The following is a 20,862-nucleotide window of genomic DNA, read 5'->3' on the forward strand; positions in this document are numbered from 1 at the left end:
GCGCTGGCGTCGGGCACGCCAGTATCGAAGATGGGTGTTCCTCTGGCCGGTGGACGGCGCCGTGCTGTGTTCTATTGAAGTGATTGCATGCTGACCATTCTTTTCGACGGCGTTGCCTACGGCATGCTGCTGTTCATCCTGGCGGTGGGGCTGGCCGTGACCATGGGGCTGATGAACTTCATCAACCTCGCGCACGGGGCCTTTGCCATGGCCGGCGGCTACATCACCGTGCTGCTGATGCAGCGGCTGAACGTGCCTTTTCTGTGGTGCCTGCCGCTGGCCTTCATCGGCACGGGGCTGCTGGGGGCGGTGCTCGAGCGCACGCTGTACCGGCCGCTGTACCACAAGGCCCATCTGGACCAGGTGCTTTTCTCCATCGGCCTGGTGTTCATGGCCGTGGCTACGGTGGACTATTTCGTGGGCTCCACGGGGCAGATCATCCAGCTGCCGGCCTGGCTCAAGGGCCGCACGGAGCTGGGCAGCGGCGCCTTCATGCTCGGCATGGGGCACTACCGGCTGTTCATCATCGCGGTGTGCGCGGCCCTTACCGTCGGCCTGCAGTACGTGCTCACGCGCACGCGCTTTGGCAGCCGGCTGCGCGCCTCGGTGGATGACCAGCGCGTGGCCGCCGGCATGGGCATCAACGTGAACATCGTGTTCCTGTCCACCTTCGCCTTCGGCTCGGGCCTGGCGGGCCTGGGCGGTGCGCTCGGGGCCGAGGTGCTGGGGCTGGACCCGAGCTTTCCGCTCAAGTTCATGATCTACTTCCTGATCGTCGTGGCGGTGGGTGGCACCTCCTCCATCACCGGGCCCCTGCTGGCCGCGCTGCTGCTCGGCATTGCCGACGTGGCGGGCAAGTACTACATCCCCAAGCTCGGGGCGTTCATCGTCTACAGCCTCATGATCCTGATCCTGATGTGGCGGCCCCAGGGCCTGTTCGTGCGCAAGGGGGGCAAGTGATGGATGCATCGTCCACCAACGTCCTGCTGCGCAGCCGCCGCATGCGGCCCTGGGAGCCCGTGCTGTGGCTGCTGGCCTTTGCGGCGCCGCTGGCACTGCCTGGCCATGCGCTCATCATCAACGAGATCGCCATCGTGGCGCTGTTCGCCCTCTCGCTGGACCTGATCCTGGGCTACACCGGCATTGTCTCGCTGGGTCATGCGGCCTTCTTCGGCATGGGCGGTTACGCGGCCGCGCTGTTCGCCAAGCATGTGATGCCCGATCCGATGGTGGGGCTGGTGGTGGGGATCGCTGCATCCACGGTGCTTGGGGCGGCGGCCTCGTTCACCGTGATGCGCGGCACTGACCTCACGCGCCTCATGGTCACTCTGGGCGTGGGCCTGATCATGCTGGAGCTGGCCAACAAGCTCGACTGGCTGACCGGCGGTGCCGACGGCCTGCAGGGCGTGGTGATGGGGCCGGTGCTCGGCCAATTCGAGTTCGACCTGTTCGGGCGCACGGCGGCCTGGTATTCGCTCTCGGTGCTGCTGGTGTGCTTCCTGCTCGCGCGGCGCGTCGTGCAGTCGCCGTTTGGTGCCACGCTCAAGGCCATCCGCGACAACCGGCTGCGCGCCATGGCCATCGGCATCCCGGTGACGGCCAAGCTGGCGCAGGTCTACACGCTGGCGGCCGCACTCGCGGGTGCGGCGGGCGCGCTGCTCACGCAGACCACGGGCTTTGCCTCGCTGGACCTGTTCGAATTCCACCGCTCGGCCGATGTGATGCTGATCCTGGTGATCGGCGGCGTGGGCTGGCTCTATGGCGGTGTGGTCGGTGCCATCGGCTTCAAGCTGCTGCAGGACCTGATCTCTGCCGTGACGCCGCAGTACTGGACCTTCTGGATCGGCCTGTTCCTGGTGGTGCTGGTGCTGGTGGGGCGCGAGCGCCTGATCCGCCCCTGGGCCTGGTTCGGGGGGCGCAAGGCATGAGCGCCACCGCAGTCCACAACGACGCTCCCATCGTGCTGGCCGCGCACGGGCTGGTCAAGCGCTTCGGCGGCATCGCCGCGACCAACAACGTCACGCTGAACCTGCGCCAGGGCGCACGCCATGCGCTGATCGGCCCCAACGGCGCGGGCAAGACCACGCTGATCAACCTGCTGACCGGCGTGCTGGAGCCCACCGAGGGTTCCATCGTTCTCGAAGGCCAGGACATCACGCGCCTGGCGCCGCACCAGCGCGTGCAGCGCGGCATGGTGCGCACCTTCCAGATCAACCAGTTGTTCGACTCGCTCACGCCGCTGGAGACGCTGGCGCTCACGGTCTCGCAGCAGCGCGGCTTTGGCGGCAAGTGGTGGCAGCCGCTGGGTGCGCAGCGCGCGGTGAACGAGCGCTGCGAGCAGTTGCTGGAGCAATTCCACCTGACGGCGGTGATGGCCGAGCCGACGAAGGTGCTGGCCTACGGCAAGCGCCGCCTGCTGGAGATCGCCATCGCCCTGGCCTGCGAGCCGCGCGTGCTGCTGCTCGACGAGCCCGTGGCCGGCGTGCCGGCCGGGGAACGCGAAGAGCTGCTGCAGACCGTGGCCGCCCTGCCGGCCGATGTCTCGGTGCTGTTGATCGAACACGATATGGACCTGGTTTTCAGCTTTGCCAACCGCATGACGGTGCTGGTCAATGGCACCGTGCTCACCGAGGGTGACCCCGACACCATCGCCAACGACCCGCAGGTCAAGGCGGTGTACCTGGGCCATGGGGAGGATGCGCATGTCTGAGCTTTTGCGCATTGAAGGGCTGAGCGCGGGCTATGGAGAGGCGGTGGTGCTGCAGGGTGTATCCCTGGCGCTGGCCGAGGGCGAGACGCTGGCCCTGCTGGGCCGCAATGGCACCGGCAAGACCACGCTGATCAACACCCTGGCCGGCGCCACGCGCCAGCATGCGGGCACGGTGGCTCTGGGGTCCGTGCAACTGCATCGCCTGCCGTCGCACGAACGCGCAGCCGCCGGCATCGGCTGGGTGCCGCAGGAGCGCAACATCTTCAAGTCGCTCACCGTGCACGAGAACCTGACCGCCGTGGCGCGGCCTGGCCGCAAGGGCGCCACTGCAGCCCCGTGGACCCCGGACAAGGTGTACGCCATGTTCCCGCGCCTGGCCGAGCGCAAAACCAACCTGGGCACGCAGCTGTCGGGTGGCGAGCAGCAGATGCTAGCCGTGGGCCGGGCACTGGTGCTCAACCCGCGCCTGCTGTTGCTCGACGAGCCGCTGGAGGGGCTGGCCCCGATCATCGTGGAAGAGTTGCTGCGCGCCATTCGCCGCATCACGCGCGAGGAGGGGTTGTCGGCCATCATCGTCGAGCAGCACCCGCAAGCCATCCTGGCGATCTCGGACCATGCCGCCGTGCTCGACCGGGGCACGGTGGTGCACACCGGCACTGCGGCGGATCTGAGTGCGCAGCCCGAGCTGCTGGACCGGCTGCTGGGCGTCGCCCGGTAGCCAGCGATCCCACAACCGGGGCAACACCATGGACCTGCAGCACATCGGCGTGATCGGCTATGGCGAAGTCGGCAAGACCTTTGCCCTGGGGCTGCAGTCGCAGCCCGGCGTCACCGGTGTCGGCGCATGGGACCTGAAGTTCGCGCAGGCGGCCACGCGCGATGCCGAGCGGGCGCATGCCGCGCAGCACGGGGTCACGGCCCACGCTTCGGTGCAAGCGCTGTGCTTGGCCAGCGACCTGATCATCTCGGCCGTCACCGCATCGCACACGCTGGAGGTGGCGCAGCAAGCAGTTGCCCACCTGCGCCCTGGCACCGTGTTCCTGGACCTCAATTCGGCCTCGCCCGGCACCAAGCAGCAGGCCGCCGCGCTGATCGAGGCGCGCGGCGCGCACTATGTGGAGGCGGGTGTCATGACCTCGGTGCCGCCCTATGGCATCCGCGTGCCCATGCTGCTGGGTGGTGCACAGGCCCAGGCGCTGGCCGCCGTGCTGCAGGCCTGGGGCATGGATGCCAAGCCGGTCAGCGAACAGCTGGGCGTGGCCAGCGCCATCAAAATGTGCCGCAGCGTGATGATCAAGGGGCTCGAAGCCCTGGTGATCGAAAGCTATGCCGCCGCTCGGCAGTACGGTGTGGAGGCACATGTGCTGCCCACGCTGGCCGAGACCTTTCCCTCCATCGACTGGGAAAGGCAGGGCAGTTACTTCTTCAGCCGCGTGGTGCAGCACGGCCAGCGCCGCTCCGAAGAAATGCACGAGGCCGCGCGCACCGTGCGCGAGGCCGGCGTGGAGCCGTTGATGGCCAGCGCCATTGCGCACAAGCAGTCGGCGGTGGCGGCCATGGCGCGCGAGGGCGTGTTCGCGGGCCTGCCCAAGGATGCGCCCTGGCAGGACTACGCCGACCGGCTGCTGGCGCACCTGGATGCTGCACCGAAGAGGGATCAGGGCGCCTTGTAGATCGTCTGCAGCGTGCTGCGGATCAGCTCTGCCATGGCCTGCTGCGTCAGCGTGGCCGGGCGCTGCGAACTCACGGCCATCGACAGCTTGCTGCGCAGCCGGGGCTCGCCCGCCTGGCCAATGGGCCGGGTGCCGAACACCTCGGGCTTGCCGGAGGTGGTGACCGCATTCATGGGCAGCACCGCGCTGCCCGCGCCATCGGCCACCAGGTCCAGGATGGCGGCCACGCCGTCGATCTCCAGGCTGATCTGGGGGCGCAGGCCCAGCGCAGCCAGTTCCGACTCGACCAGCATGCGGATGGAGTTGGGCCGGGTGGGGATCACCAGCGCAAAGCGCGTGAGTTCCTCCAGCGCCACGGGCTGCCGTGCCTGGGCGTCGGCTTCGGCGTCGCTTTGCCCCACGGGGCGACGCTGCACGAGGAACAGGTCTTCCTCCAGCAAGGGCGTGATCTCGATGCCCGGCGAAGCGGGCGTGTTGTAGAGCAGAGCGATGTCCAGCAACCCCGTGGTCAGCGATTCGCGCATGGCCACCGTCAGGCCTTCGCTGATGGCCAGGGCCGCATCGGGCATCTGCACGCGAAAGGCGCGGGTGAGCGGCACCGTGAGCACCTTGGCCATGGTCGGCGGCAGGCCGATGGCCACGCGCCCGGCCAGCGCGCCCCGCACACGCCCAAGCTCCTCGCGGGCCCTTTCTACCTGGTGCAGGATGCCGCGCCCGTGCTCCAGCAGCAGCTTGCCGGCCTCGGTCGGTATGGCCCCGCGGCCATTGCGCACCAGCAGGTTCTGGCGCAGCTCCACCTCCAGCAGACGCACCTGGCGGCTCAGGGCCGGCTGGGCGATGTCCAGCACCACCGAGGCGCGGGTGAAACTGCCCAGTTCGGCCACGCGCACAAAGTACTCGATCTGCTTGAGGTCCATGGGGTGTGCTCTCCGCTATTTGCAATAGCTCCAATTCAACAATAGAAGAATGATATATCTGGTAGTGCCCCTGCCGGCTTTATGTCGGGCCCGGCACTGCCCACAATCGGCGGCATGTATACAGCGACTGCCACCTCCCCATGAGTGCGCCCATCCTTCGTGGAATCTCCTCCATGGCCACGCGCCAGGTGCTGGCCGAACTGCTGGCCGCCTACGAGCAGCAGACCGGCCAGCGCGCGGTCATCGACGCCGTGGGCGGCGTGGACGCCGCCAAGCGCGTGCAGGCCGGCGAGGCCTTCGATGTGGTGGTGCTGGCCTCCGACGCCATCGACAAGCTCATTGCCGCAGGCACCATCGATGCCGCGAGCAAGACCGACTGGGTGCGTTCCGGCGTGGCCGTGGCCGTGCGCGCCGGTGCAGCGCTGCCCGACATCGGCTCTGAAGACGCGGTGCGCAGCGCCGTGCTGGCCGCACGCAGCATCAGCTACTCCACCGGCCCGAGCGGCGTGGCGCTGGCCAGGCTGTTCGAGCGCTGGGGCATTGCAGACGAGGTGGCCGGCCGCATGGTGCAGGCGCCCCCCGGGGTGCCCGTGGGCTCGCTGGTGGCGCGTGGCGACGTGGAACTCGGCTTCCAGCAACTGAGCGAACTGCTGAACGTGGAGGGTATCACCGTGGTGGGCCCGCTGCCGCCGGCCATCCAGATCACCACCATCTTCTCGTCGGGCGTGGGCACTGCCAGCAAGCAACCCGTGGCTGCAAAGGCGCTGCTCGACTTTTTGGCCTCCTCGGCTGCCACCGAGGCCAAGCAACGCCAGGGCATGGACCCCGCCTGATCCCGCATACCAAGATCCAAGGAGCACAAAGCAATGAGCCTCATCATCGACTGCCATGGCCACTACACCACGGCACCCAAGGCGCTGGAGAACTGGCGCAACCAGCAGATCGCCGGCATCAAGGACCCGGCCGCCATGCCCAAGGTGGCCGACCTGTCGATCAGCGACGACGAACTGCGCGAATCCATCGAGACCAACCAGCTGCGCCTGATGAAGGAGCGCGGCAGCGACATCACCCTGTTCTCGCCGCGCGCGAGCTTCATGGCCCACCACATCGGTGACTTCAACGTCTCCAGCACCTGGGCGGCCATCTGCAACGAGCTGTGCCACCGCGTCTCCACGCTGTTTCCCGAGCATTTCGTGCCTGTGGCCATGCTGCCGCAAAGCCCCGGCGTGGACCCCGCGACCTGCATCCCCGAGCTCGAAAAGTGCGTCAAGGAATACGGTGCCGTGGGCATCAACCTGAACCCCGATCCCTCCGGTGGCCACTGGACCAGTCCGCCGCTGACCGACCGCCACTGGTACCCCATCTACGAAAAGATGGTGGAGTACGACCTGCCCGCCATGATCCACGTGAGCACCAGCTGCAATGCGTGCTTCCACACCACGGGCGCGCACTACCTGAACGCCGACACCACGGCCTTCATGCAGTGCATCCAGGGCGACCTGTTCAAGGACTTCCCCACGCTCAAGTTCCTGATCCCGCATGGCGGCGGTGCCGTGCCCTACCACTGGGGCCGCTTCCGGGGCCTGGCGCAGGAGATGAAGAAGCCCCTGCTCGAAGACCACCTGCTGAACAACGTCTTCTTCGACACCTGCGTGTACCACCAGCCTGGCATCGACCTGCTCAACACCGTGATCCCGGTGAAGAACGTGCTCTTCGCCTCGGAAATGATCGGCGCCGTGCGCGGCATCGACCCCACCACCGGCAACTACTACGACGACACCAAGCGCTACATCGAGGCCAGCAAGATCCTGAGCGGCGACGACAAGCACCAGATCTACGAAGGCAACGTGCGCCGCGTGTTCTCCCGACTCGATTCACGCCTGAAGGCAAAGGGGCTCTGACATGTACGAACTAGGCGTTGTCCACCGCAACATCACCCGCGCAGACCGCGCAGCCGCCGACGGCCTGGCAGCACTGGGTTCGGCCACGGTACACGAGGCCATGGGCCGCGTGGGCCTGCTCAAGCCCTATATGCGCCCCGTCTACCCCGGCCAGCAGGTGTCTGGTACGGCGGTCACCGTGCTGCTGCAGCCCGGCGACAACTGGATGATGCACGTAGCTGCCGAGCAGATCCAGCCCGGCGACGTGGTGGTGGCGGCCGTCACCTCGGAATGCACCGATGGCTACTTCGGCGACCTGCTGGCCACCTCGTTCCAGTCGCGCGGTGCGCGGGCGCTCATCATCGACGCCGGCGTGCGGGACGTGAAGACGCTACAGGAGATGAACTTTCCGGTCTGGAGCCGCGCCATATCGAGCAAGGGCACCATCAAGGCCACGCTGGGCTCGGTCAACATCCCCGTGGTCTGCGCCGGCATGTGGGTCACGCCCGGCGACGTGATCGTTGCCGACGACGATGGCGTGGTCTGCGTGCCTGCCGCACGCGCCGTGGAAACGCTCGAAGCCGCGCAAAAGCGCGAGAGCTTCGAGGGCGAAAAGCGCGCCAAGCTCGCCTCGGGCGTGCTCGGCCTGGACATGTACAACATGCGCCCCGGGCTTGAGAAGGCCGGGCTCAGGTACATCGACTGACCGCCACCACGCGGTAACCGCTCCAGTGACGTCTGCCGTGTGGCGGATGTCGCACCGCTGCGCACGGCGCAGCACCTGTTTTGATATTGACGAGACCTACCATGCGCCTTCTTTCCTCTTCCCTCTCCCGCCGCGCCGCCTTGGCCCTGGGTGTGGCCGCCGCTGCCGGCCTGGCGCCGCAATTGGCTGCGGCCCAGCAGTTCCCCACCAAGCCCGTGCGCATCATCACGCCCTTCCCGGTGGGCGGCGGCCCGGACGGCGTGGCCCGCCTCGTGGCCGAGAAGCTCGGCCGCGCATGGAACCAGCCCGTGGTGGTCGAGAACCGCCCCGGCGGCAACGGCTTCATCGCCATCGACGCCTTCAAGCGCGGCGCAAAGGACGGGCATGACCTGATCGTGCTGGACAACGTGCACCTGGCCGCCTACCCCAGCCTGTTCAAGAAGCTGCCCTACGACCCGGTGAAGGACTTCGACGCGCTGCTGCCGCTGTTCAAGACCTACTTCTTCTTCACCGTGGCCGGCGACAGCAAGTACAAGAACGTGGGCGACCTGATTGCCGACGCCAAGGCCCACCCGGGCAAGCTCAACTACGGATCCTGGTCGGTGGGCAACCCGGTGCACCTGGGCTCCGAGCTGTTCGAGAGCGCCACCGGCACGCAGATGGAGCACGTGATCTACAAGGAGACCACGCAGCTTTACACCGGCGTCTCCACCAATGAGCTGGCCTTTGCCCTGGGCAGCGCCGCCACGGCCGGGCCGCTGCAGCGCGCTGGCAAGCTGCGCTTCCTGGCCGTCGCCGCACCCCAGCGTGTGACGAGCTTCCCCGACGTGCCCACGGTGGGCGAGTCGGGCGGGCCCAAGGGCTTCGAGGTCACGGGGTGGAACACGATCGCCGTGCCGCCCGGCCTGCCCGCAGCAGTGACCGACAAGATCCGCAAGGACATCGAGCAGGCGCTGACCGGCGCAGACGTGCAGGAGAAGTTCAAGAGCTTTGGCTACGAGCAGTTCCCGACCACGCGTGCGCAGTTCACGCAGTTCGTCAAGGACGAGAGCCAGCGCTTTGGCGAGGTGATCAAGAAGGCCAACGTCTCGCTGGACTGAACCACAAGGAGTACACCGCATGAGTGAATTCACCAAGACCCCTGGCTGGCTCGACTGGTACGCCGGCCCGAGCAAGCCCCGCTTCCAGGTGCCCGCAGGCGCCGTGGATGCGCACTGCCACGTGTTCGGCCCCGGTGCCGAGTTCCCCTACGCGCCCGAGCGCAAGTACACGCCCTGCGATGCCAGCAAGGCGCAGCTCTATGCACTGCGCGACCACCTGGGCTTTGCGCGCAACGTGGTGGTGCAGGCCACCTGCCACGGTGCGGACAACCGCGCCATGGTCGATGCGCTGGTGCAATCGGGCGGCAAGGCGCGCGGCGTGGCCACCGTGCGCCGCTCGGTGACCGATGAAGAACTGCAGGCCATGCACGACGCCGGCGTGCGCGGCGTGCGCTTCAACTTCGTCAAGCGCCTGGTGGACTTCACGCCCAAGGACGAGCTGATGGAGATCGCCGCGCGCATCCACCAACTGGGCTGGCACGTGGTGATCTACTTCGAGGCCGTGGACCTGCCCGAGCTGTGGGACTTCTTCACGCAGCTGCCCACCACCGTGGTGGTGGACCACATGGGCCGCCCCGACGTGACCAAGCCCGTGGACGGGCCCGAGTTCGAGCTGTTCCTGAAGTTCATGCGCCAGCATCCCAACGTGTGGAGCAAGGTCAGTTGCCCCGAGCGCTTGAGCGTGGCCGGCCCCAAGGCCCTCGATGGCGAGCAGGCCGCCTACCGCGACGTGGTGCCGTTCGCGCGCCGCGTGGTCGAGGAGTTCCCTGACCGCGTGCTCTGGGGCACCGACTGGCCGCACCCCAACCTCAAGGACCACATGCCCGACGATGGTTTGCTGGTGGATTTCATTCCCCACATCGCGGTCACGCCACAATTGCAGCGCAAACTCCTTGTCGATAATCCCATGCGCCTCTACTGGCCTGAGGAAGTGAAAGGCTGAAGCCATGTCCCTCGACAAACCTTACCTGGACGTGCCCGGCACGACCATCTTCGACGCAGAGCAAAGCCGAAAAGGCTACTGGCTCAACCAGTTCTGCATGAGCCTGATGAAGGCCGACAACCGCGCCCGCTTCAAGGCTGGCGAGCGTGCCTACCTCGACGAGTGGGCGATGACCGAAGAGCAGAAGCTGGCCGTGCTGGCGCGCGACCTCAACTGGTGCATCCGCCTGGGCGGCAACATCTACTTCCTGGCGAAGATTGGCGCGACCGATGGCAAGAGCTTCCAGCAGATGGCCGGCTCCATGACCGGCATGACCGAAGACGAATACCGCAACATGATGATCGGCGGCGGCCGCTCGGCGCAGGGCAACCGCGTGGTCGGCGAAGACGGCGATGCCCAGGCGCACCGCCAGCCGCAGGGTGCTGCGGGAAAGAAAGGAAACTGAACATGGCGCGTATCACCGCCTCCGTCTTCACCTCGCACGTGCCCGCCATCGGCGCCGCGCTCGACCTGGGCAAGACGCAAGAGGACTACTGGAAGCCGCTGTTTGCCGGCTATGACTTCTCCAAGCAATGGATGAAGGACAACAAGCCCGACGTCGTCTTCCTGGTCTACAACGACCATGCCACGGCCTTCAGCCTGGAGATGATCCCGACCTTCGCCATCGGCACGGCGGCCGAGTACCTGCCGGCCGACGAAGGCTGGGGCCCGCGCCCCGTGCCCAAGGTCATCGGCCACCCGGACTTGGCTTCGCACATCGCGCAGTCGGTGATTCAGCAGGACTTCGACCTCACCATCGTCAACCGCATGGACGTGGACCACGGCCTCACGGTGCCGCTGTCGCTGATGTGCGGCCAGCCCGATCCCGTGGCCGGTGCCTGGCCTTGCCCGGTGATACCGTTCGCGGTCAACGTGGTGCAGTACCCCGTGCCCAGCGGCCGGCGCTGCTACAACCTGGGCCAGGCGATCCGCAAGGCCGTGGAGAGCTACGACGAGGACCTCAACGTGCACATCTGGGGCACGGGCGGCATGAGCCACCAGCTGCAGGGCCCGCGCGCCGGCCTGATCAACAAGGACTTCGACAACGCCTTCCTCGACAAACTCATCAACGACCCCGAGGCCGCCGCCAGCATTCCGCACATCGACTACGTGCGCGAGGCGGGCAGCGAGGGCATCGAGCTCGTGATGTGGCTCATCGCGCGCGGCGCCATGGCCGACGTGGCCGGCGGCAAGCCGCCCAGGCTCGTGCACCGCTTCTACCATGTGCCCGCATCCAACACGGCCGTGGGCCACCTGATCCTGGAGAATTCCTGACATGACTACGAACAAGACCATCAAGGTCGCCCTGGCGGGCGCCGGTGCCTTCGGCATCAAGCACCTGGACGGCATCAAGAACATCGACGGCGTCGAAGTCGTCTCGCTGATCAGCCGCGACCTCGACAAGACCAGGGAAGTGGCGGCCAGGTACGGCATTGGCCATGTCACCACCGACCTGGCCGAAAGCCTGGCCCTGCCCGAGGTGGACGCCGTGATCCTGTGCACGCCCACGCAGATGCATGCCGAGCAGAGCATCGCCTGCATGAAGGCCGGCAAGCACGTGCAGGTGGAGATCCCCCTGGCCGACAGCCTCAAGGGTGCGCAGGAAGTCGTGGCGCTGCAGAAAGAGACCGGCCTGGTGGCCATGTGCGGCCACACGCGCCGCTTCAACCCCAGCCACCAGTACGTGCACAAGAAGATCCAGGCCGGCGAGTTCAACATCCAGCAGATGGATGTGCAGACCTACTTCTTTCGCCGCACCAACACCAATGCGCTGGGCCAGGCGCGCAGCTGGACGGACCACCTGCTGTGGCACCATGCAGCGCACACCGTGGACCTGTTCGCCTACCAGGCCAATAGCCCTATCGTGAAAGCCAACGCCGTGCAAGGCCCGATCCACCCCGTGCTGGGCATTGCCATGGACATGAGCATCCAGCTCAAGGCCGCCAACGGCGCCATCTGCACGCTGTCGCTCTCGTTCAACAACGATGGCCCGCTGGGCACCTACTTCCGCTACATCGGCGACACCGCGACCTACCTGGCGCGCTACGACGACCTGTACAACGGCAAGGACGAGAAGATCGACGTGAGCCACGTCGACGTGTCGATGAACGGCATCGAGCTGCAGGACCGCGAGTTCTTTGCCGCCATCCGCGAAGGCCGCGAGCCCAACTCCAGCGTGGCCAGCGTGCTGGCCTGCTACCAGGTGCTGCACGACCTGGAGCAGCAGCTTCAGTAAGATCCCGCCTGCAGACACCCACAACCCGCCCGCAGATGGAACGCTGCGGGCGTTTTTCATGGAGCAACGACCACCATGCAGACACGCCAACTTGGCCCCTTTGAAGTCAGCGCCATCGGCCTGGGGTGCATGAACCTGAGCCACGCCTATGGCGCCCCCGTCTCGCCCGAGCAGGGCGAGCGCGTGCTGCTGGCCGCGCTCGACGCAGGCGTGACCCTGTTCGACACCGCCACGCTCTACGGTTTTGGCGCCAACGAGACCCTGGTGGGCCGTGTGATGAAGCCGCACCGCCAGCGCTTCACCCTGGCCAGCAAGTGCGGCATGCAGGGCGTGGACGTGGCCGGCGACGGCAAACTGGTGCGCGTGATCGACGGGCGCCCCGCCACCCTGCGCCAGACCTGCGAGGACAGCCTGCGCCGCCTGCAGACCGACGTGATCGACCTGTACTACCTGCACCGCTGGGACAAACAGGTATCCATCGAGGACAGCGTGGGCGCGCTCGCCGACCTGGTGCGCGCGGGCAAGATACGCAGCATCGGCCTGTCCGAAGTGTCGGCCGCTACGCTGCGGCGCGCGCATGCGGTGCACCCCATCGCTGCCGTGCAAACCGAGTATTCGCTGTGGACGCGCAACCCCGAGATCGCGGTGCTCGAAGCCTGCCGTGAGCTGGGCGTGGCCTTCGTCGCCTTCAGCCCCGTGGCGCGTGGTTACCTGTGTGGCGATCTGAAAGATGTGTCCGCACTGGACGCCAAGGACATCCGCCGTGCGATGCCGCGCTTTGCCCCCGAGGCCTACGCGGCCAACCTTGCGCTACTGGACAGCTACTTTGCGATAGCCCGCCAAGTCGGCTGCAGCCCCGCGCAACTGGCGCTGGCCTGGCTGCTGCACAAGGGCGAACACATCATCCCCATCCCGGGCACGACCAGCGTGGAGCACCTGCACGACGACCTGGGTGCCGACGCAGTGCAACTCGACGCGCAGACCATGGCCGCCCTCGATGGCGCCATCAACCAGCAGAACGTCGTGGGCCCCCGCTACAGCGCCCAGAGCGCGAGCGAGGTGGATACCGAGACGTTTGCCTGAAACAATGCACGCCCTGCACCGTTGCAGGGCGGGTCGCATCAGCGGCGTGTCTGCGCTTCGGTGTGCAGGCTGATCTGGGCGGTGCCGGAGTTGGCGGTGCGGATGTTGGCCGCCAGCATGCGCGCGCGTGCCGCATTGGTGGCAGCCTCGGCCTGCAGCGCCGCCATGTAGGCGATGTGGTTGGTTTCCGCCTCGTCGCTGGTCTTGCTCCAGATGCTGTTGGCCTGTGCCAGGGCTTCGGTGGCCTGTTTCAGTTCCAGGGCTGCGTGCCGGGCCACTGCCGGGTCGGCACTGGCGGTGCCTACGGCCGTGCGGGCCCGCTCCAGCGCCATGGACGGGGCCGTGGTACAAGCGGAAAGAAACCCTGCGGCCATCGCGCTGATGGCGAGAACGGTGGTGCTGCGAAGCATGGGATGCATGGTGGCTGTTTCCTTCAAGGACTCTGGTGAGCAGGTCTGCATGGGCTTCATATGTAACAAATGCATATGACCCGCCCGTGGCAGAAATTGAACAGCAAAACCTGTGCCGCCCCGCATGGGGCTTACCCTGGTGGGGTATTGCCGTTACCAGTGTCCTGAGCGCGCACCAATCCAATGCACCCAGGTAAAACCCCATATGTTACATATGGGTGAGTGCTTACTTGGATGGGGTCACCTTTTCGGACGAGGCGTCGACCCCATGATTGCCATGCCGGTCCGGGCGCGCCAGACATGCAAAGACCGCGCGGCGTGAGCGGCGCGGTCTGGGGAGGGGACCAGGGCGGCACGCCGCCCGGGGGGTCAGCGGCCCTTGAGGTTGCCCTTGTCGTCGGCGATCACGATCTCCACGCGGCGGTTCATTGCCCGACCCTCGGGCGAAGCGTTGTCCGCCACAGGATAGACCTTGCCGTAGCCGCGCGCCGTGATGCGGCTGGTGTCTACGCCCCGTGCCACCAGCGCATCGCGCACGGCGCCGGCACGGCGCGCCGACAGTTCCTGGTTGTACACGTCCGAGCCCACGCTGTCGGTATAGCCCTCGATCAGCAGCTTGCGCTCGGGAAATTGCTTGAGGAAATCGGCCAGCTTGTCCAGGCGAGGCCCGGCTTGCGCAGACAGCTCGGCCTTGTTGAACGCGAAGAGCACGTCGCCCAGGGTCACGAGCAGGCCGCGCTCAGTCTGCTGCGCTTCCATCTCGCGCAACTGGGCTTCGAGCATGCGCACGCGGTCCTGGGCGGCGCTGGCCTGGGCCAGGGCAGCGTTGGCCTGCGCCTGCTGCTGGGCTGCGCGCTGTTCTGCGCTCATGGCCTGGGCCTGGGCTATCTGGGCATTGCGCGCCTGGGCGTCCGCGCGCATGCGCGCTTCGTCGGCCTCGCGGGTGCGTGCCTGCAGGCGGATGCGGTCGGCTTCGGAGCTGGCGCTCTGGATGCTGGCATCGAGCATGCGGGCCCGCGCCGCATTGTTGGCGATCTCGGCGCGCTGGGCGGCGATATAGGCCAGGTGGTTGGTCTCGGCCTCATCGTGCTTGTCAGCCCAGAAACGGTCGGCACGGGCCAGGGCATCGCTGGCCTGCTTGAGCTCCAGGGGGGCGTATTGGGCCACCGCAGGGTCCGTGCCGGCACGGCTCACTGCCGTGCGGGCCTGCTCCAGTGCGGCGGAAGGTGCGGTACTGGCGCAGGCGGCCAGCAGGCCCGCAGCGATCAGGCTGGTGGCCAGGGCAGTGGTACGGCGAAGAATGGGGTGCATGGTGGGTATTCCTTCAAGATTCGGGGTCACGGGGCGTGACGGCAGGCGCGGTGGGGCTGAAGCGATCAGCGGGCGGGCGCGGCGCGGCGGTTGATTTCTTCCTGCAGCGCGCGGATGCCGTCCTGCACCTGGGCCAGGCTGGCGGCATTGCGCTCGGCATCGGCGCGGGTTTCTGCCACACGGGCGTCCACTTCTGCCTCGGCGGCCAGGCGGCGGGCGGCGGTGTAGTCCTGCGCGCCCATGGCCTTCTCGGCCGCCATGAGCTTGTCGCGGGCACGCTGCAGTTCGACGGGTGCGGTCGCAGTCACGCTGGGTGCGGCAGACACGCGGGTCAGCGTGGTGCGGCTCACGGCCATCTGTTCCGTGGGCGGTGGCGTGGAGGAGCAGGCGGCCAGGGCGCCCAGGGCGAGAACGGCGATGGCAAGGCGGAAAGGTGCGGATGAAGGCATGGTGTTCTGAACTCCTGTGGAGGGGGATGGGATCTGCCCTCCCCGATGCCGGCAAGCCGGGCGAGGGGGCGACCAGGAGACGGTGCTGGTACAGGTGCATTGTTCGTGCGGGGACCTCCAAGCCGCGTAGTCCCTGCCTCAGTTCGCCTGTGGGCCAGGTCTTACATCGGCTTACGTGTCAGGGGCCGCAGCGGGCCGACGCAGGCCAGGGTCCCGCAGGCACCAGGGTCAGGGCAGGTTCTCGCGAAAGACCACCTGGCTGCGTGTGGTCTCCACACCGGACAAGGCGGGACGCCCGTCGCGCAGGTTGGCGAAGATGCGCACGCAGCTGGTGATGGTGCTCAAGGGGTTCTGGGTGATCACCGCGTCCATGCTGCCGTCGATGAGCTGGGCGCGCGTGTCGGGTGTCAGGCCGTGGCCGATGAACACCACCTTGTGCTGCACGCTGCACTCCTGCAGTGCGCGGGCGATGCCGTCGGAGGCGCCGCCGATGTTGTAGATGCCGGCCAGGTCCGGGTGGCGTTCGAGCAGGGTGCGTGTCTGGCGGTAGTTCTTCTCGGTGTCGTCGAGCCCCTCGCGCAGGCCGACCACCGTGAGCTGGGGAAACAGCTCTTCGAGCACATGGAGGAAGCCAGCCTCGCGCTCCTGGTGCGCCGCATAGCGCAGGCTGCCTGCGACCAGGGCCACCTTGGCATCGCGCGCACCTATGAAGCGGCCGATCAGGTAGCCCGCGGTGCGGCCCGCAGCCCGGTTGTCCAGGCCTACGTAGCCCACGCGCTGCGAGTTGCCCAGGTCCGAGATCACCGTGACCACGGGCACGCCGCGCCCGGCCAGCGTGGCCACGGCCTCGCGCACCTGGGGGTGCTCCAGCGCCATCATCACCAGGCCGTCGTAGCGCTTGCCATGGTGCAGCAGCGCCTGGGCCAGGGCCTCGGGGTTGAAGCTGTCCACCGTCTCGGCGCGGCACTTGACGTGGAAGGGCGCCCAGTGCTCCTGCGAGTAGCTGACCATGTCGCCCAGCATGGTGAGGAAGCGGCTGGTATTGCGCGGCAGCAGGAACATCACGCGCAGGGGCGCAGGCGCCAGAGTGGCGGCCAGACCGTCCGCCGGCAGGTAGCCCAGCTCGCCCGCGGCCTGCACCACGCGCTGCGCGGTGGCCTGGCGCACGCCGCCGCGCCGGTTGAGCACCCGGTCCACGGTGGCAGTGGAGACGCCGGCCAGCGCGGCAACCTCCACCACGCCGGGCATGGCGCGGCTCACGGCGGCCCTCCGAAACCATCAAAACCCATCATGTTTGGCGGTTGGTACATCACGGGCCCGAGGCTATCGTAAGAGCCCACCGCATGCCAGAGGGCGGTGGTCAAGACAAGGAACAATGATGGAGACAAACAACAAGCGGCTCGTGGGCCGCGTCGCCCTGGTGTTCGGTGCCGGGTCCGATGGCGACGGCTGGGGCAATGGCAAGGCCGCCGCAGCCGCCTATGCGCGGGCCGGGGCCCGGGTGGTCGCGGTGGACCGTGATGGCACCGCCGCCGAAGTGACGCGCGACACCATCCTTGGTGAAGGCAACGAAGCCATTGCGGTCACGGCCGACGTCACGCAGTGGACCGATGTACAGGCCGCCGTGCAGGCGGCCACCGAGGCTTTCGGCCGCGTCGACATCCTGCACAACAACGTGGGCATCACCTCCCAGGGCGGCCCGGTGGAGACCACCGAAGACACCTGGGACCGGGTGATGGCGGTCAACGTCAAGAGCATGTTCCTGACCTGCAAGGCCGTGCTGCCGCTGATGCAGGCGCAGCAGTCGGGCGCCATCGTCAACATCGGTGCGCTCGGTGGCGTGCGTTGGACGGGCTATGCCTATTGCGCCTACGCGGCCTCCAAGGGGGCGGTGAACTCCTTTACCCAGAGCGTGGCCCTGCAGTACGCGGGGGAGGGCATCCGCGCCAACTGCATACTGCCAGGCGTGATGGACACGCCGCACATCTACCGCCAGATCTCGGGCTTCTACGCCAGCCACGAGGAGATGGTGGCCGCGCGCCACAAGCTCTCGCCCACAGGGCGCATGGGCGATGGCTGGGACGTGGCCAACGCCGCGGTGTTCCTGGCCTCCGACGAAGCCCGCTACATCAACGGCGTGGAGCTGCTGGTCGATGGTGGCATGCATGCGCGGTGCAACTGACGCTTCCTGAAACCATCAAAAGTCATCAGATTTTCGATTTGCGCAGGCCCCCGACCACCGATAAGGTCTGCCCTTGAACTAGTGTCCTGTCCCGCAAATAAATGCCAATAAAACCGCGTCTTTCACGCCAGGGCAGCGTTGCAAATCCTCGCGATAGCTACGGCTATCGCTGCGGTTTGCGCCTTGCCCCGGCGCGAAATCCATCGGCTTTATTTTTGGCATCTATTTGCGGGACAGAACACTAGCCGCCCCGCGCGTGCCGATTCCAACGATTCCATAAAGACAGGAGACAAAGACCATGGCCCATTCGAACCACTCATCCTCGCGCCGCAGCCTGCTGCGCGGTCTGTGCGCGTTGCCCGCCGCATCCGTCGCGGGCGCCTGGCCGGGGCTGGCGAGCGCTGCTGCGCCGGAGTACAGCTTCAAGTTCGGCAACAACCTGCCTGTGTCGCACCCGCTCAACGTGCGCGCCAACGAGGCGGCGGCGCGCATCCTGTCCGAGAGCAAAGGGCGGCTCGAACTCAAGGTGTTCCCCAACAACCAACTCGGCGGCGACACCGACATGCTCTCGCAGGTGCGCAGCGGTGGCCTCGAGATCTTCAACGCCGGCACCATGGTGATCGCCACGCTGGCGCCCATCAGCGCCATCACGGCCCTGGGCTTCGCCTTCGCCGACTACGAGCAGGTGTGGAAGACGGTGGATGGCAAGCTGGGCGACAGCATCCGTGCGGCCTTTGCCAAGGTGGGCCTGTACACCTTCCCGCGCATGTGGGACAACGGCTTTCGCCAGGTGACCACCAGCACCAAGGCCGTCAGCAGTGCGGCCGACCTGGGCGGCATGAAGATCCGCGTGCCCGTGAGCCCCATGGGCATCTCGATGTTCAAGGCGCTGTCGGCATCACCGGCCAGCCTGCAATTCAGCGAGGTGTATTCGGCCCTGCAGACCAAGGTCGTGGATGCGCAGGAGAACCCGCTGGCCATCGTGCAGACCGCCAAGCTCTACGAGGTGCAGAAGTTCTGCTCGGTCACCAACCACAGCTGGGACGGCTACCACATGGTCGTCAACGGACGCGCCTGGCGCGGCCTGCCGGACGACCTCAAGCTGATTTTGGGCCGGGCCTTCGATGAAGCCGGGCTGCAGCAGCGTGCCGACCTCGCCAAACTCAACGAGACGCTGCGCAGCGACCTCACCACCAAGGGCATGGCCTTCAACGATGCCAACCCGCAAAGCTTCCGTGAGCAACTGCGCAAGGCTGGTTACTACACCGAGTGGAAGGGCAAGTTCGGCGACGAGGCCTGGGCGCTGCTGGAAGCCTCCGTCGGCAAGGTGTCCTGATGCTCGCAGCTGCCGTGTCCGCCCCCGTTCCCACGGGCTGGCGTGCCGCGCTCGGTCCCGTGGATCGGGGCATCGGCGCGGTGGTGGAGTCCGCCGCCGCGCTGCTGGTGCTGGTGGAGATCTGCCTGCTGTTCTGCGGTGTCGTGTCGCGCTACGTGTTCCACGCACCCCTGGTCTGGTCCGACGAGCTGGCCTCGATCCTGTTCCTGTGGCTGTCCATGCTGGGCGCGGTGGTGGCACTGCGCCGCGGCGAGCACATGCGCATGACGGCCTTCGTGGGCAAGGTGCCGCCGGCGGCGCGCGCCTACCTGGAGGCGCTGGCCATGGCCGCGTCGTTCGCGTTCCTGCTGCTCATCCTGCACCACGCGTACGAGTACGCGGCCGAAGAGGCCGTGATCGTCACGCCGGCGCTGGAGATCAGCAACGCCTGGCGCGCCTCGGCGCTGCCGGCGGGCATGGCATTGATGCTGCTGGTGTGCACGCTGCGCATGCTGCGCGAGGGCGGTCTGGCCGTGATGCTGGCGGCTTGCGCCACGGTGGGCGCGCTGGTGCTGGCCTTCTGGCTGGCGCAGCCGGTGTTCCCGCCGCTGGGCAAGCTCAATTTGGTGATCTTCTTCGTCGTGGTGGTGGCCACCTGCGTGTTCGCGGGCGTGCCCATCGCTTTCTCGTTCGCACTGGCCACCTTTGGCTATATGGCGCTCACCACGCGCGCACCCATGCCGGTGCTGGTGGGCCGGCTCGATGAAGGCATGTCGCACCTGATGCTGCTGGCCGTGCCGCTGTTCATCTTCCTCGGCGCGCTGATCGAGATGACCGGCATGGCACGCGCCATGATCCAGTTCCTGGCCAGCCTGCTGGGCCACGTGCGCGGTGGGCTGTCGTATGTGCTGATCGGTGCCATGTACCTGGTTTCGGGCATTTCGGGCTCCAAGATCGCCGACATGGCGGCCATCGCGCCGGTGCTGTTCCCCGAGATGCAAAAGCGCGGCGCCAAGCCCGGCGACCTGGTGGCGCTGCTGTCGGCCACGGGCGCGCAGACCGAAACCATACCGCCCTCCATCGTGCTGATCACCATCGGCTCGGTCACGGGCGTGTCCATCGCGGCGCTGTTCACGGGCGGCATGCTGCCGGCCGTGGTGGTGGGGGCCTGCCTGTGCGCTGTGGTCTGGTGGCGCTACCGCCGTGAAGACCTGTCGCAGGTGCAGCGCTTCGGCCGTGCGCAGATCGTGCGCTTCCTGGTCACGGCCTTGCCAGCCATCGCGCTGCCGTTCGTGATCCGCGCGGCCGTGGTCGAGGGCGTTGCCACGGCGACCGAGGTCTCCACCATCGGCATCGTCTACGCTGTGCTGGTGGGCCTGTTCATCCACCGCCAGTTCGACTGGCGCCGGCTGCGGCCCATGCTCATCGAGACCGCTTCGCTCACCGGCGCCATCATCTTCATCGTGGGCTGCGCCACGGCCATGGCCTGGGGGCTCACGCAGTCGGGCTTCTCGCACGACCTGGCCGAGGTGATGAAGCAGCTGCCTGGAGGTGCCTGGGGCTTCATGGCGGTTTCCATCATTGCCTTCGTGGTGCTGGGCAGCGTGCTCGAAGGCATCCCGGCCATCGTGCTGTTCGGGCCGCTGCTATTTCCCATTGCCAAGGCCGTTGGCATCCACGAGGTGCACTACGCCATGGTGGTGATCTTCGCCATGGGCATCGGCCTTTTCGCGCCGCCGTTCGGTGTGGGCTATTACGGCGCCTGCGCGATCAGCAAGGTGCACCCCAACGAGGGCCTGTCCCATATCGGCGGCTACGTCATGGCGCTGTTCGTGGGCCTGGTCATCGTGGCTGCGATCCCATGGTTTTCCACCGGTTTTCTGACCAGGTAACGCATTCCATCCAGTC

General features: G+C 67.1%; 22 protein-coding genes. 17 read left to right on the plus strand and 5 right to left on the minus strand.

Annotated elements, in window-relative coordinates; genetic code table 11:
• Positions 1 to 87 precede the first annotated feature (87 nt).
• The 5 genes from ASE28_RS14560 to ASE28_RS14580 are packed head-to-tail and all read left to right on the plus strand — an operon-like array spanning position 88 to position 4,383.
• Positions 88 to 960 carry a branched-chain amino acid ABC transporter permease gene (locus ASE28_RS14560; RefSeq protein ID WP_057267201.1) on the plus strand — a complete coding sequence of 291 codons (873 nt, stop codon included), beginning with the start codon at positions 88 to 90 and terminating at the stop codon, positions 958 to 960.
• On the plus strand, positions 960 to 1,928 hold the full coding sequence (locus tag ASE28_RS14565) for a branched-chain amino acid ABC transporter permease (RefSeq protein ID WP_057267203.1): 969 nt from the start codon (positions 960 to 962) through the stop codon (positions 1,926 to 1,928). The genes ASE28_RS14560 and ASE28_RS14565 overlap by 1 nt, the downstream gene beginning before the upstream one ends.
• Positions 1,925 to 2,710 (plus strand): ABC transporter ATP-binding protein, encoded by a 786-nt coding sequence (locus ASE28_RS14570; protein WP_057267205.1) that lies wholly within the window; start codon positions 1,925 to 1,927, stop codon positions 2,708 to 2,710. Before ASE28_RS14565 ends, ASE28_RS14570 begins: the two co-directional genes overlap by 4 nt.
• Positions 2,703 to 3,428, plus strand: coding sequence for an ABC transporter ATP-binding protein (locus ASE28_RS14575; RefSeq protein WP_057267316.1), 726 nt, complete (start codon positions 2,703 to 2,705; stop codon positions 3,426 to 3,428). The genes ASE28_RS14570 and ASE28_RS14575 overlap by 8 nt, the downstream gene beginning before the upstream one ends.
• A gap of 28 nt (positions 3,429 to 3,456) precedes the next feature.
• A complete protein-coding gene (locus tag ASE28_RS14580; protein ID WP_057267207.1) occupies positions 3,457 to 4,383 on the plus strand; it encodes an NAD(P)-dependent oxidoreductase in 927 nt (308 codons plus the stop codon).
• Here ASE28_RS14580 and ASE28_RS14585 read toward each other — a convergent pair.
• Entirely contained in the window at positions 4,368 to 5,300 is a 933-nt protein-coding gene (locus tag ASE28_RS14585; RefSeq protein WP_057200720.1) for a LysR substrate-binding domain-containing protein, read from the minus strand. The two genes, ASE28_RS14580 and ASE28_RS14585, sit on opposite strands and share 16 nt — an antisense overlap.
• 173 nt (positions 5,301 to 5,473) lie before the next feature.
• Between ASE28_RS14585 and ASE28_RS14590 the strand changes: the two genes are divergently transcribed.
• The 9 genes from ASE28_RS14590 (at position 5,474) to ASE28_RS14630 (ending at position 13,287) form a co-directional block, all read left to right on the plus strand.
• On the plus strand, positions 5,474 to 6,133 hold the full coding sequence (locus tag ASE28_RS14590) for a substrate-binding domain-containing protein (protein ID WP_057267209.1): 660 nt from the start codon (positions 5,474 to 5,476) through the stop codon (positions 6,131 to 6,133).
• Between the two features lie 33 nt (positions 6,134 to 6,166).
• Positions 6,167 to 7,201, plus strand: a complete 1,035-nt coding sequence (locus tag ASE28_RS14595; RefSeq protein ID WP_057200722.1) for an amidohydrolase family protein — start codon at positions 6,167 to 6,169, stop codon at positions 7,199 to 7,201.
• Position 7,202: 1 nt separating this feature from the next.
• A complete protein-coding gene (gene ligK, locus ASE28_RS14600) occupies positions 7,203 to 7,886 on the plus strand; it encodes a 4-carboxy-4-hydroxy-2-oxoadipate aldolase/oxaloacetate decarboxylase (protein WP_057200723.1) in 684 nt (227 codons plus the stop codon).
• A 101-nt stretch (positions 7,887 to 7,987) separates the two neighbouring features.
• Complete coding sequence (locus ASE28_RS14605; protein WP_057267211.1) at positions 7,988 to 8,986, plus strand: tripartite tricarboxylate transporter substrate binding protein; 999 nt, start codon at positions 7,988 to 7,990, stop codon at positions 8,984 to 8,986.
• 19 nt (positions 8,987 to 9,005) lie between these two features.
• Positions 9,006 to 9,929 (plus strand): amidohydrolase family protein, encoded by a 924-nt coding sequence (locus ASE28_RS14610; RefSeq protein ID WP_057200725.1) that lies wholly within the window; start codon positions 9,006 to 9,008, stop codon positions 9,927 to 9,929.
• 4 nt (positions 9,930 to 9,933) lie between these two features.
• Positions 9,934 to 10,374 (plus strand): protocatechuate 4,5-dioxygenase subunit alpha, encoded by a 441-nt coding sequence (gene ligA / locus ASE28_RS14615; protein ID WP_057200726.1) that lies wholly within the window; start codon positions 9,934 to 9,936, stop codon positions 10,372 to 10,374.
• 2 nt (positions 10,375 to 10,376) lie between these two features.
• A complete protein-coding gene (locus ASE28_RS14620) occupies positions 10,377 to 11,243 on the plus strand; it encodes a class III extradiol dioxygenase subunit beta (RefSeq protein WP_057267213.1) in 867 nt (288 codons plus the stop codon).
• A gap of 1 nt (position 11,244) precedes the next feature.
• Complete coding sequence (locus ASE28_RS14625) at positions 11,245 to 12,204, plus strand: Gfo/Idh/MocA family oxidoreductase (RefSeq protein ID WP_057200728.1); 960 nt, start codon at positions 11,245 to 11,247, stop codon at positions 12,202 to 12,204.
• Between the two features lie 75 nt (positions 12,205 to 12,279).
• Positions 12,280 to 13,287 (plus strand): aldo/keto reductase, encoded by a 1,008-nt coding sequence (locus ASE28_RS14630; RefSeq protein WP_057267215.1) that lies wholly within the window; start codon positions 12,280 to 12,282, stop codon positions 13,285 to 13,287.
• Positions 13,288 to 13,325: 38 nt separating this feature from the next.
• Here ASE28_RS14630 and ASE28_RS14635 read toward each other — a convergent pair whose 3' ends face one another.
• The 4 genes from ASE28_RS14635 to ASE28_RS14650 all read right to left on the minus strand — a co-directional run bounded on the left by ASE28_RS14635 (position 13,326) and on the right by ASE28_RS14650 (position 16,705).
• Complete coding sequence (locus ASE28_RS14635; RefSeq protein WP_057267217.1) at positions 13,326 to 13,706, minus strand: DUF4398 domain-containing protein; 381 nt, start codon at positions 13,704 to 13,706, stop codon at positions 13,326 to 13,328.
• A 360-nt stretch (positions 13,707 to 14,066) separates the two neighbouring features.
• Positions 14,067 to 15,008: an OmpA family protein gene (locus tag ASE28_RS14640; RefSeq protein ID WP_057267219.1), complete on the minus strand. Its 942-nt coding sequence runs from the start codon at positions 15,006 to 15,008 to the stop codon at positions 14,067 to 14,069.
• A 65-nt stretch (positions 15,009 to 15,073) separates the two neighbouring features.
• The gene (locus ASE28_RS14645; protein WP_057200731.1) at positions 15,074 to 15,457 is read right to left on the minus strand and encodes a DUF4398 domain-containing protein; all 384 of its coding nucleotides are present in this window, start codon (positions 15,455 to 15,457) and stop codon (positions 15,074 to 15,076) included.
• Between the two features lie 228 nt (positions 15,458 to 15,685).
• Positions 15,686 to 16,705, minus strand: coding sequence for a LacI family DNA-binding transcriptional regulator (locus tag ASE28_RS14650; protein ID WP_057267221.1), 1,020 nt, complete (start codon positions 16,703 to 16,705; stop codon positions 15,686 to 15,688).
• A gap of 130 nt (positions 16,706 to 16,835) precedes the next feature.
• Between ASE28_RS14650 and ASE28_RS14655 the strand changes: the two genes are divergently transcribed.
• From ASE28_RS14655 to ASE28_RS14665, 3 genes are all read left to right on the plus strand, one after another.
• Positions 16,836 to 17,639, plus strand: coding sequence for an SDR family NAD(P)-dependent oxidoreductase (locus tag ASE28_RS14655; RefSeq protein ID WP_057267222.1), 804 nt, complete (start codon positions 16,836 to 16,838; stop codon positions 17,637 to 17,639).
• Between the two features lie 298 nt (positions 17,640 to 17,937).
• Positions 17,938 to 18,975, plus strand: a complete 1,038-nt coding sequence (locus tag ASE28_RS14660) for a TRAP transporter substrate-binding protein (RefSeq protein WP_057200733.1) — start codon at positions 17,938 to 17,940, stop codon at positions 18,973 to 18,975.
• Complete coding sequence (locus tag ASE28_RS14665) at positions 18,975 to 20,846, plus strand: TRAP transporter large permease subunit (RefSeq protein WP_057267223.1); 1,872 nt, start codon at positions 18,975 to 18,977, stop codon at positions 20,844 to 20,846. Before ASE28_RS14660 ends, ASE28_RS14665 begins: the two co-directional genes overlap by 1 nt.
• Positions 20,847 to 20,862 lie beyond the last annotated feature (16 nt).

This window comes from Acidovorax sp. Root219 (genome assembly GCF_001428665.1).
Lineage (GTDB): Bacteria > Pseudomonadota > Gammaproteobacteria > Burkholderiales > Burkholderiaceae_C > Acidovorax.